Source organism: Nonomuraea sp. NPDC001684 (genome assembly GCF_053596515.1).
The window spans coordinates 1-10,493 of the sequence record NZ_JBSFGJ010000329.1 but is presented as its reverse complement, the minus strand read 5'-3'; the positions used below and the strand labels follow the sequence as shown (position 1 = coordinate 10,493).

Sequence of the window (10,493 nt, the reverse complement as noted above, 5' to 3'; positions counted from 1 at the left end):
GAACCGGGCGCCGTCCTTGCGGACGCGCCAGCCCTCGTCGGCCACCCGGCCGGCCGCCGCCGCGCGGCCCAGCAGCTGTTCCGGACGACCGGCCGCGACGTCCTCGGGCGGGTAGAACACCGAGAAGTGCCGGCCGATGATCTCCTCGGCGCGGTAGCCCTTGATGCGCTCGGCGCCGGCGTTCCAGCTGGTCACATGGCCCGCGGGGTCGAGGAGACAGATCGAGTAGTCGACGACGCTGCGGACGAGCAGCTGGATGTCCTCTGACTGCCTGTCTTGACCGGGCATACTGCAGCTTCGCACGGCCCGGCGGAAGACCGAAACTCGATCATGCCCTGGAGCGCTCCTGGGCGGGCGCGACGACGTGCGGCGCCAGCTCGCACCACACCACCTTGCCGCCTTCGCCGCCCCCCTCGGCGCGGGAGACGCCCCAGCCGGTGGACAGCAGCTCGATGACGTGCAGGCCCCAGCCGTTGTCCGGCCCGGGCTCGCGCGGCTCGGGCAGGCGGTGGCCGCAGTCGCGCACCTCGATCCGCACGTGGGAGGGGGTGCAGCGGATGCGTAAGGCGGGCGGGCCGTCGCCGTGCACGAGCGCGTTGGTCACCAGCTCGGAGACCACGAGCAGGACGTCCTCGCGGCGCCCGCGGTAGCCGCACGCGGCCAGCACCTCACGTGCTCTCTGTCGGGCCGCGGTGATGCTGCCCATCTCTTCCGGCAGCTGGGTGTCCACCTGGTACGGCGCAGCGAAACTGCCCATCCTCCTACTGTCGGGCAGTAAAGGACTGATCACGAGACGCAGTGGAACCACCTCTACCGGTGCGGATGAGGGGCGCCCTCTGGTGCGTCTGCGTCAGTCGAGCAGCCCTTCCCGGCGCGCCACGGCCACGGCCTCCAGCTTGGACCGGGCCCCGAGCTTCTCCAGGACGTGCTGGACGTGGTTGCGCGCGGTGTTGCGGGCCACGCCGAGCCGCGCGCCGATCTCGTCCGTGCTCGCCCCTTCGGCCAGCAGCCGCAGCGTCTCGCGCTCGCGCGCGGTCAGCGCCGCACCCGGGCTCCGCACCCGGCCGGTCAGCCGGTCGAGCACGCCGGGCAGCAGGCCCGGCGCGAACACCACGCCGCCGGCGGCCACCTCGCGCACCGCCGACTCCAGCTCCTCCAGCCTGGACGACTTCACCAGCAGGCCCGCCCCGCCCGCCTCCACCACCCGCGCGGCGACGGAGGCGGTGGCCTCCCCGGTGAGCACCAGCACCCGGGCCCCGGGCGCGACCGCCGCGAACCGGCTGATCGCCTCGACGCCGTCGCCGTCGGGCAGCCGCCGGTCGAGCACCACGACGTCGGGCCGGCGGCGGGCGGCCGCGGCGAGGGCGGCGGCGACCGTGCCCGCCTGCGCCACGACCTCGATGCCCGGCGCCCGGCCGAGCGCCAGGCCGATGGCCTCGGCCACCATCGCGTGGTCCTCCACGAGCAGCAGCCGGATGGAGGAAGTGGTCGGCATGGCTTCGTCTCGCCTCTCCCGCGGCAACGTCCCCGGCATCTTCCCACCCGCGTCCCGCCCGCGCCTCCTGTTCCCGCGCGGGCCGGACGGGTGACGCCGCGGGCGGCCGGAGACCGCCGGACGGCATGCGAGGGCTGGATACGAGGAGGTCAAGCGGGCGGAGACCGTTGGTAGTGTTGTCCAGAAATATGCGTATTTTTTGGGATGGGTGGGATAGGTGGAGGTTGAGCAGACAGCGTTGCCGGGCATCGGGCTTCGGCACGATTTCACCACCCGCGCCGGCCAGCGGGTAGGCATCGTCTCGCACCGCACCGGCCGTCGCGACCTGGTGATCTACGACAAGGACGACCCCGACCGCGCCTGTCAGACGGTCAAGCTGAACGACGAGGAGGCCGACGCCCTGGCCGAGCTCCTCGGCGCCCCCCGCATCGTGCAGCGGCTCAACCAGCTGCACCAGCAGGTCGAAGGGCTGGTGAGCGTCCAGCTCCCCATCCCGTCCGGCTCCCCCTACGCAGGGCGCGCCATGGGCGAGGCCCGGGTCAGGACCCGTACCAGCGCCTCCATCGTCGCCGTGGTCCGCGGCGGCCAGGTGTTCGCCAGCCCCGGCCCCGACTTCGTCTTCCGCGAGGGCGACGTCGTGGTGGTGGTGGGGAGCGCGGACAGCACCGCGGACGTCGCCGGCATCCTGGCTGACGGGTAGGACCGCGGGTGCACGAAACCGCGGTCATCTTTCTCGAGTTCGGTGCTGTTCTTCTGGGTCTGGGGGTTCTGGGCGCGCTCGCGTTGCGCGTCGGCATCTCACCGATCCCGCTCTACCTCATCGCCGGTCTGGCGTTCGGCACGGGAGGCGTGCTGCCGCTGGCGACCAGCGAGGAGTTCATCTCGGTCGGCGCGGAGCTGGGCGTCGTCCTGCTGCTGCTGACGCTCGGCCTGGAGTACAACGCCGACGAACTGGTCACCAGCCTCACGAGCAACGCGCGGGCCGGCATCGTCGACCTCGTGCTGAACGCCGCCCCCGGCGCGATCTGCGCCTTGCTGCTGGGCTGGGGGCCGGTCGCGGCGGTGGCCATGGCGGGCGTCACCTACGCCACCTCCTCCGGCATCACCGCCAAGGTGCTGTCCGATCTGGGCTGGATCGGTAACAGGGAGACGCCGACGGTGCTGTCCCTGCTGGTGTTCGAGGACCTGACCATGGCGGTCTACCTGCCGGTCCTCACCACGTTGCTGGCGGGCCTGAGCCTGGTCAGCGGGGCGATCTCGGTCGGCATCGCGCTCGGCACGGTGAGCGTCGTGCTCGTCGTGGCGCTGCGCTTCGGACGCTTCATCGAGGCGTTCGTGTCGAGCCCCAACTCCGAGGTGCTGCTGCTGAAGGTGGTCGGGCTGGCGCTGCTGGTGGCCGGGCTGGCCCAGCAGCTGCAGGTCTCGGCGGCGGTCGGCGCGTTCCTGGTCGGGATCGCGCTGTCGGGGCAGCTCGCGCACGACGCGCAGGCGCTGCTCGCGCCGCTGCGCGACCTGTTCGCGGCGGTGTTCTTCGTCTTCTTCGGGTTGCAGACCGATCCGGCGAAGATCCTGCCGGTGGCGGGGCTGGCCGCGCTGCTGGCGCTGGTGAGCATGGTGACCAAGCTCCTGACGGGCGCGTACGCGGCCAGACGGGCGGGCATCGGCAAGGCCGGTCAGGCACGGGCGGGCATCGCCCTCATCCCGCGCGGCGAGTTCAACATCGTCATCGCGGGCCTGGCGGTGGGCGCCGGGGCCCATCCCGACCTCGGGGCCCTGGCGGCGGCGTACGTGCTGATCCTGGCGGCGTTCGGGCCGCTGGCGGCCAAGCTCGTCCAGCCGCTCATCACGGCCATCGCGAACAAGGCGTGATCCGCTAGTTTGTTCGCATGGCCGACCGTAAGCACGGGGTGCCCGCGCCCCCGATCGAGACGACGATCCACGCCGACGACTGGGACAGGACGGAGATCGCCGGTGAGACCTTCCACCGGGTCCTGTTCCAGGGCGTCGACCTGACCGAGCTGGTCGACCAGGGGGCGTCGTTCGAGGAGTGCACGTTCAGGAACGTGCGGCTCAACGTCTCCACCCACGAGGACGCGCGCTTCCTCAACTGCCTGTTCTGCCGGTGCTCCCTGTTCGACGCCACGTTCAGGGGGTGCAAGCTGACCGGCAGCGTGTTCGACGGCTGCACCTTCGGGCTGCTGAAGGTCGACGGCGGCGACTGGTCCTACACCGGGCTGCCCGGCGCCGACCTGCGCGGCAGCGCCTTCCACGGCGTCCGGCTGCGGGAGGCCGACCTGACCGGGGCCCGGCTCGCCGGGGCCGAGCTGCGCCGGGCCGACCTGTCGGGGGCCTGGCTGCACGGCGCCGACCTCACCGGCTGCGACCTGCGCGGCAGCGACCTGAGCACGCTCGACCCGCACACGGTCACGCTCAAGAAGGCGGTCATCGACCCCTTCCAGGCCACGGTCATCGCCGAGGCCCTGGGCCTGGAGGTCCGCTCCTGAGGCCCCGGGTCTGGAGGCCAGCTCCTGAGGCCCCGGGCCTTGAGGTCCGCTCCTGAGGCGGGGTCGGCGATGATGGCGGTGTGCCGATCGCCGATCTCAACGACGCCGAGCGGGCCGTGGCCGCCGCGCTCGCCCACGGCCGCGCCGTCGACCTGCGCACCGGCGACCCTGCCGCCGACGACCCGGCCACGGCCGCGTCCTGGGGCCCCGGCCGCACGGTCCGGGGCGAGGTGCTGGCCGGGCTGCTGCTCGGCGGGTTCGACGAGCCCGCCGCCAAGCCGCGGCTGATCCTGGCGGGGGCGCGGATCACCGGCGCGCTCAACCTGGCGTTCGCCGAGCTCCCCTTCCCCGTCACCTTCCAGGGCTGCGCCTTCGACGCCGCCCCCGACCTCTACCACGCCCGCACCCGCTTCCTCAGCTTCAGCGGCTCGCTGCTGCCCGGCCTGACCGCCTCGAACGTCCAGGTCGAGGGCAACCTGCGGCTGGCGGGCAGCCACGTCACCGGCGAGCTGCGGCTGCCCGGCGGCCGGATCAGCGGCAACCTCGTGCTCAACTGCGCCCGCCTGAGCCATCCGGCGGGCACGGCGCTCAACGGCGAGCACCTCGACGTGGCCGGTCACCTGCGCGCCCAGGACGGCTTCGCCTGCGACGGCACGCTCGTCCTGGCCTCCGCCCGGATCGGCGGCGCGGTCGAGCTGGACGGCGCCCGCCTCAACGCGCCGGGCGGCACGGCCCTGGAGGCGTCCAACGTGATCGTCCAGGTCGGGCTGTTCGCGCGGGACGTGGAGGCCGACGGCGAGGTCAGCCTGCGGTTCGCCCGCGTGTCCGGCCCGCTCACGTTACGCGGCTCGCGCATCCGGCGGCCGGGCGGGCTCGCGCTGCGCGCCACCGGGCTCAACGCCGAGGCGGGGCTCTTCCTGGCCGGGCTGACGGCCGAGGGGCAGGTGCGCCTCAACCGCTCGGTCATCGGCGGCACCCTCGGCCTGGAGGGCGCGCGGCTGAGCGCCCCGGGCGGCGTGGTGGTCGCCGCCGACGGCCTCACCGTGAACGGCTCGCTGCTGGCCTGGCGGGGGCTGCGCGCCGAGGGCGAGTTCAGCCTGCTCGACGCCACGGTCACCGGCCCGGCGCACTTCGAGGGCGCGACCCTGGTCAACCCCGGCGGGGCCGCGCTGTCGGCCAACGGCCTGTCGGTGGGCAAGGTGCTCAACCTCTGCGACGGCTTCTCCGCCCGCGGCCGGATCAGGCTGACCAGCGCCCAGGTCGGCAGCCGCCTGTGCCTCGACGACGCCACCCTGTCGGCGCCCGGCGAGGTGGCGCTGAAGTGCTGGCGGCTGGAGGCCCGCGAGCTGGCGCTGCGCACGGCCGCGCCGGTCGAGGGGGTGGTGGAGTTACGGTACGCGCGGATCGGCGTCCTGCGTGACGACCCCGCCGGGTGGCCGCGGGCGATGCGCATGGACGGGCTGTCGTACGAGGTGCTCGACCCCATGCTGCCGGCCGCCGGGCGGCTGCGCTGGCTGCGTGCCGACCCCGACGGTTACCTGCCGGGCGCCTACGAGCAGCTGGCCGCGATGTACCGGCGGCTCGGCGCCGACGCCGACGCCCGCGAGACGCTGCTGGCCGGCCAGCGGCGACGCCGCGCCGCGCTTCCCGGGTACGCCCGCTTCTGGGGCCACCTCCAGGACGCCACCGTCGGCTACGGCTTCCGCCCCCTGCGCGCGGCGGCCTGGCTGGCCGCGCTGCTGGCCGCGGGCACGGTCGTGTTCGGGCTCGACGTGCCGCCGCCGTTGAAGCCGGGCGAGGCGCCGCCGTTCCACGCGCTGGTCTACACCCTCGACCTGCTGCTGCCGATCATCGACCTCGGGCAGGAGAAGGCCTACAACCCGCAGGGCGGCGCGCAGTGGCTGGCCTGGGGGCTCATCATGGCCGGGTGGGTGCTGGCCACGACGATCGCCGCCGGTCTGACCCGCTCGCTGCGCCGGACCTGAGACGGGCGGCTCGGGGGGCCGTCAGCACAGTGCCATGGCCGTCTGCCACAGGCTGGGCAGGGCGGCCAGCACGTGGTCGCCGCGGCGGCGCCGGTCGGCGAACGTCTCGGCGCCCAGGTCGGCCAGCAGCTCCTGGAAGCCCTCCTCGTACCCGGCCGGCGCGCCGGCAGCGGCGCGTTTGTCCAGGCAGCGCGCGTACGTGGCGACCAGCCAGAACACCGCCTCCCGGTGGAGCCCGGCGGCGACGAGCTCGCGGCTGCCGTCGATGGCGATCGGACGCGCCTGCGGCGTGATGTCGGAGGTGAAGCGGTAGGAGGGCGCCTCCAGCCCGGCCGTCGCGTCGAAGACCGCCTCCAGGGCCGCCAGGTGCCGCTCCACCCGCTGGGGGGTCATCCGCGCGCAGCCCAGCAGTTCGAGCAGGTGCTCGTGCCAGTCGAGCCGGCCGTGCCCGGCCAGCAGCTCGCGCACGGCGGCGTACCGGCGGCGCACGGTCGGGTTGCGCAGCCCGGCGACCAGCAGGACGTGCGTCGTCACGCCCGTGCCGAACAGCCAGGACGCCACCTGCTCGGGGACGGGCGCGTTCTCGTCCATGGAGTTGATCCAGCCGCGCACCCGGTCCATCGCCTGCGTGCAGCGGGCGATGATCCAGGGCCGCTCGGCGAAGTCGCGGGCCACCAGGCGCTGGATCTCGCCGAGCCGCCCGGTCGGGTCGGCCAGCACGCTGGGCAGGTGGAAGCTGCCGGCCAGGTGGTAGTCGCTCAGCACCTCGTGGGTGGAGCCGATGCGGGCGATGCCGGAGACCTCCAGCAGGACGCCCTCGTAGCGGAACTTGCCGATCGCGGGCGGCGGGTCGGCGAGCACCATCACGTCCACGTCGGACGTGGGGCCGAGCTCCGTGCCCGGGGCCGCCCACAGCGCGGACCCGGTCAGGAACGCCCCCTCGAACCCGGGCAGGCGGGCGCCCTCGTCGAGCACCCACTGCCGCGCGAGCTGCCTGGCCCGCTCAACCAGCATCCACGTCCTCCCGGTCAGGGCCGCGGCGCGCGCCCCTGATCAGGAGGACCGCGCCCAGCACGACGAGCACCGCCAGCCCGCCCCAGATCCAGCCGGGGACGCCCGTCGCGGCGGGCCGTTCCTCGACGGGCGAGGGCGCCGCTGCCGGTTGAGAAGTAGATCCTTTCATGACGAACGGGATTTCGCCCTCGATCGGATGGCCGTCGGAGGAGACGACACGCCAGGCGATCACGTACGAACCGGGCGCGGGCTGCCGGGGCACCTCGGCGAACACCTTGGGCCCCTCGACGCGGGGCTTGCCGACCTCGACGGCCTTGCCCGCCGCGTCGTACAGCACGACGAAGGGGAACTGGACGTGGGCGTTGAACTCCAGCTCGATCCGCTCGATCGCGGACAACTGCGCGTTCTTGGCCGGTGAGCTGCTCTTGAGCGTGTCGTGGGCGAGCGCCGCGGTGGACGGCAGCAGCGCCAGCAGGGCCGCGCAGGCGAGCGCGGCCAGGCGGAAGGGCCAGGAGGGCTTCATGGGAACTCCGGATGCGGACGGCCGGACCGGCGCAGGGGCGCCGTCCGGACACGGAAGAGCGAGGACGGGGACGCGTCCTGAACCGGACGCGGGACTTCAGCGGAGGCGGAGCCGCCGGGGTGGTCCTCGCCGGGTGACCGCGCGGCAGGCGGTCCTGCCCATCGGAGTGGGGACGTCGGCGTACGCCGGAGGGCGCCCGTCGGGGCGGCGCGGCGGGATCAACGCCTCGACCGGCGCGAGCAGGAGCGGCCCGAGGATCGGGGGCGGCGCGGCGGACAGGCGGATCATGAGCCACAGCGCGCGCTCGCCGCGGTGCAGCCACCAGGCCGTCAGCGCGGCCACGGTGAGGTGGACCAGCGCCATGGCGGGCGCGGGATGACCGTGCCCGGCGGCGGCGCCCGTGGCGGGCGCGAGGCGTTCGAAGAGCTGGTGCAGCACGAGCTGGGTGAGCGTGGTGGCGGCCAGGATCGCCGCGGGGCCGCGCTCGCGGCCGTTGATCGTGAGCGCGGCGGCGAGGGCGGCCAGCACCCCGAGCGCGCCGCCCCAGAGCGGGACGGCCCCGCCACCGGCCAGCAGGTGCCCTGCCGCGGACACCAAGCCGCAGACCGTCGCGAACACGACGGCCCGCGACAGACGCAGCCAGACTGACGCGGCGGTCACAGCCGCCATCCTTACACAACCGCCACACTTACCAGGCGGCGCGTTCGGCGTGTCCGCGCGGGGGCAGCGGACTCTGATGGACTTCGCCCGAGGCGATGGGCCGGATCTGGAACTGGTGGTCCGGCGGGAGCTGACCGACGCGGGTTTCAACGTCGAACCGTCCCTGCTGCCGGTCGACGGGGGGCTCACCGTCTGGCTCGATCCGTCCCGCGGCGTGGTGGTCGTCTGGGGTCCGGCCGGCACCGACACCGCCGCCCACCTGGCGAAGTACGCGACCATCCGCACCGCGGTCCTGCTCGCGCTGCGGATGGTCCTGGCCGGGGCCGGCCACGAGATCCGGGAGGATCAGGAGGGCCTGGAGCTGGTGGTCACCTCCTGAGGGGCGCGCAGCGGCGCCCCGACGTCGTGCAGGTGCCGCATGGCCTGGGCCCACGACTCGACGAGTCCGCACTCGACGTACGCGACGCCGAGCTCGCGGCAGTACTCGCGCACGAGGGGCCGGGCGCGGCGCAGGTTGGCCGAGGGCATGCCGGGGAACAGGTGGTGCTCGATCTGGTAGTTGAGCCCGCCGAGCGCGACGTTCATCAGCCGGCCGCCGCGCACGTTCCTGGAGGTCAGCACCTGGCGGCGGAGGAAGTCCAGGGAGTCCTCGGCGGTGAGCACCGGCATGCCCTTGTGGTTGGGCGCGAACGTGCAGCCCAGGTACACGCCGTAGCAGGCCTGGTGCACGGCGAGGAAGGCGAGCGCCTTGCCGGGCGGCAGCACCGCGAACACCCCCGCGAGGTAGGCCAGGTTGTGCGCGACGAGCAGCAGCCCCTCGGTGCGTCCGCCCTTCACCCTGCGCAGGGCGCGGAAGCCGGCCACCTTCAGGTTCAGGCCCTCCAGGGTGAGCAGGGGGAAGAACAGGAACGCCTGCCAGCGGCCGATGAAGCGGGGCAGCCCGCGGCTGGCCTCGGCCTGCCGCCGCGACCAGATGAGGATGTCGGGCGCGACGTCGGGGTCGTGGTCCTCGTGGTTGGGGTTGGCGTGGTGGCGGGTGTGCTTGTCCATCCACCAGCCGTAGCTGAGCCCGACGGTCAGGTTCCCGACCACCAGCCCGGCGATCCTGCTGCGCCGCCGCGACCGGAACACCTGGCCGTGCGCCAGGTCGTGGGCCAGCAGCGTGACCTGGGCGAAGGCGACGGCCAGCAGCGCCGCGACGCCGAGCTGCCCCCAGGAGTCGCCGACCGCGGCGAACAGCGTCCACCCTCCGGCGAACAGGGCGGCCACCAGGCCGATCCTGATCGCGTAGTAGGCGGGCCGCCGCTCCATCAGCCCCGCCTGGGCGATGCGGCGCGACAGCTGCGCGAAGTCGCTCCCCCGGGGCGCGGCGCGAGGGGTTTCCACCACGGTCAAGGCTCTCTCCGATGCTGGTGAGGCGGGCGTGAACACTCCTCAGCATCGCGGCGGCGGCCTTCCCGCGGACCCCCGCTGTCACCCGTCCTGATGGTGGGGCAGGCACTACCATCGGCGGCCCCCGGCGGGGCCGCGCGGGTCAGCGGTAGTAGCCCTCCAGCGGGGCGCTGGCCTCGGCGTACAGGGCCGGGCCCTCCTGCGGGACGTGCGGCCAGCCGGGGCCGGTCTTCAGGCCGGCGAGCTGCTCGTTCGACAGGGCGTACACTACGCGGCCGAGGCCGGAGCGTTCGATGGCGCCCGCGCACATGCCGCACGGCTGGCAGCTGGTGTACATGGTGGTGGCGGCCGCGGCCTCCGGGGTCAGCTCGCGAGCGGCCCAGCGGGCCAGCTTCAGCTCCGGGTGGGCGGAGATGTCGCGGTCGCCGAGGACCGTGTTGTGCTCCTCGGCCAGCACCTCGCCGCCGGGGCCGGCCAGCAGCGAGCCGAAGGGGGCCTCGCCGTTCGCGCGGGCGCGGGCGGCCAGCTCGATGGCCCGGCGCAGCAGGGTCTCGTCATCGGGGGTCATCGTCGTCGTCCTCCTTGGACGGGTCGCGGGATTCCAGGTCCCAGTGGCCGGCCACGGCGGCGAGCGCGTGCCAGGCCGTCTGGGGGTGCAGCGTCTCGGCGGGGTCGCCGGCGAACGGGTCGAGCACGACGGTGTCGGCGCCCAGCTGCCGCAGCGCGTCGAGGTCGGCCAGGACCTGGTCGAGGGTGCCCTCGCCGGCGTGGCGGCCGGGCCCGGTGACCGGCTCGGCGGTCAGCCGCAGCAGGATGCGCGGGGCGAACGCGGGCACGGGGCGGCCGAGCTCGCCGGCGACGTCGTCTTCACCTTCGAGCGCATCCTCGGCCCCGACAACGTGCTGACCGGCAACTTCTTC

Annotated in this window: 13 protein-coding genes and 1 pseudogene; 5 read left to right on the top strand and 9 right to left on the bottom strand. The window is 74.0% G+C overall.

The genetic code is table 11. The features are described from left to right. The 3 genes from ACWCSD_RS37975 to ACWCSD_RS37965 all read right to left on the bottom strand — a co-directional run. Positions 1-288: PAS domain S-box protein (locus tag ACWCSD_RS37975; protein ID WP_449922185.1), on the bottom strand; the 288-nt coding region annotated here is incomplete at its 3' end. Positions 289-328: 40 nt separating this feature from the next. Beyond that, on the bottom strand, positions 329-757 hold the full coding sequence (locus tag ACWCSD_RS37970; RefSeq protein WP_397156344.1) for an ATP-binding protein: 429 nt from the start codon (positions 755-757) through the stop codon (positions 329-331). 93 nt (positions 758-850) lie between these two features. Further along, positions 851-1,495, bottom strand: coding sequence for a response regulator transcription factor (locus tag ACWCSD_RS37965; RefSeq protein WP_358286274.1), 645 nt, complete (start codon positions 1,493-1,495; stop codon positions 851-853). Positions 1,496-1,712: 217 nt separating this feature from the next. Here ACWCSD_RS37965 and ACWCSD_RS37960 point away from each other — a divergent pair, with 217 nt between their 5' ends. The 4 genes from ACWCSD_RS37960 (at position 1,713) to ACWCSD_RS37945 (ending at position 5,984) form a co-directional block, all read left to right on the top strand. Beyond that, positions 1,713-2,195, top strand: a complete 483-nt coding sequence (locus ACWCSD_RS37960; protein WP_358286272.1) for a cation:proton antiporter regulatory subunit — start codon at positions 1,713-1,715, stop codon at positions 2,193-2,195. A gap of 8 nt (positions 2,196-2,203) precedes the next feature. Then, a complete protein-coding gene (locus ACWCSD_RS37955) occupies positions 2,204-3,364 on the top strand; it encodes a cation:proton antiporter (protein WP_358286270.1) in 1,161 nt (386 codons plus the stop codon). Between the two features lie 17 nt (positions 3,365-3,381). Beyond that, complete coding sequence (locus ACWCSD_RS37950; protein ID WP_449922181.1) at positions 3,382-3,999, top strand: pentapeptide repeat-containing protein; 618 nt, start codon at positions 3,382-3,384, stop codon at positions 3,997-3,999. A gap of 80 nt (positions 4,000-4,079) precedes the next feature. Next, complete coding sequence (locus ACWCSD_RS37945) at positions 4,080-5,984, top strand: hypothetical protein (protein WP_449922179.1); 1,905 nt, start codon at positions 4,080-4,082, stop codon at positions 5,982-5,984. 21 nt (positions 5,985-6,005) lie between these two features. Here ACWCSD_RS37945 and ACWCSD_RS37940 read toward each other — a convergent pair whose 3' ends face one another. From ACWCSD_RS37940 to ACWCSD_RS37930, 3 genes are all read right to left on the bottom strand, one after another. Continuing rightward, the gene (locus tag ACWCSD_RS37940; RefSeq protein ID WP_387669449.1) at positions 6,006-6,998 is read right to left on the bottom strand and encodes a hypothetical protein; all 993 of its coding nucleotides are present in this window, start codon (positions 6,996-6,998) and stop codon (positions 6,006-6,008) included. Further along, a complete protein-coding gene (locus tag ACWCSD_RS37935; protein WP_449922176.1) occupies positions 6,988-7,521 on the bottom strand; it encodes a copper resistance CopC family protein in 534 nt (177 codons plus the stop codon). The genes ACWCSD_RS37940 and ACWCSD_RS37935 overlap by 11 nt, the downstream gene beginning before the upstream one ends. Positions 7,522-7,617: 96 nt before the next feature. After that, positions 7,618-8,181 carry a hypothetical protein gene (locus ACWCSD_RS37930; protein WP_449922174.1) on the bottom strand — a complete coding sequence of 188 codons (564 nt, stop codon included), beginning with the start codon at positions 8,179-8,181 and terminating at the stop codon, positions 7,618-7,620. Positions 8,182-8,257: 76 nt separating this feature from the next. Between ACWCSD_RS37930 and ACWCSD_RS37925 the strand changes: the two genes are divergently transcribed. Continuing rightward, positions 8,258-8,560, top strand: a complete 303-nt coding sequence (locus ACWCSD_RS37925; protein ID WP_397211083.1) for a hypothetical protein — start codon at positions 8,258-8,260, stop codon at positions 8,558-8,560. On the opposite strand, the gene ACWCSD_RS37920 is transcribed toward ACWCSD_RS37925, so the two are convergent. The 3 genes and pseudogenes from ACWCSD_RS37920 to ACWCSD_RS37910 form a co-directional block, all read right to left on the bottom strand. After that, the gene (locus tag ACWCSD_RS37920) at positions 8,527-9,492 is read right to left on the bottom strand and encodes a fatty acid desaturase family protein (RefSeq protein ID WP_387670363.1); all 966 of its coding nucleotides are present in this window, start codon (positions 9,490-9,492) and stop codon (positions 8,527-8,529) included. The two genes, ACWCSD_RS37925 and ACWCSD_RS37920, sit on opposite strands and share 34 nt — an antisense overlap. A 223-nt stretch (positions 9,493-9,715) precedes the next feature. Then, a complete protein-coding gene (locus ACWCSD_RS37915) occupies positions 9,716-10,141 on the bottom strand; it encodes a nucleoside deaminase (RefSeq protein ID WP_357976749.1) in 426 nt (141 codons plus the stop codon). Further along, positions 10,128-10,493: pseudogene (locus tag ACWCSD_RS37910) on the bottom strand (hypothetical protein); the annotation flags it as partial. The gene ACWCSD_RS37915 and the pseudogene ACWCSD_RS37910, both read right to left, overlap by 14 nt.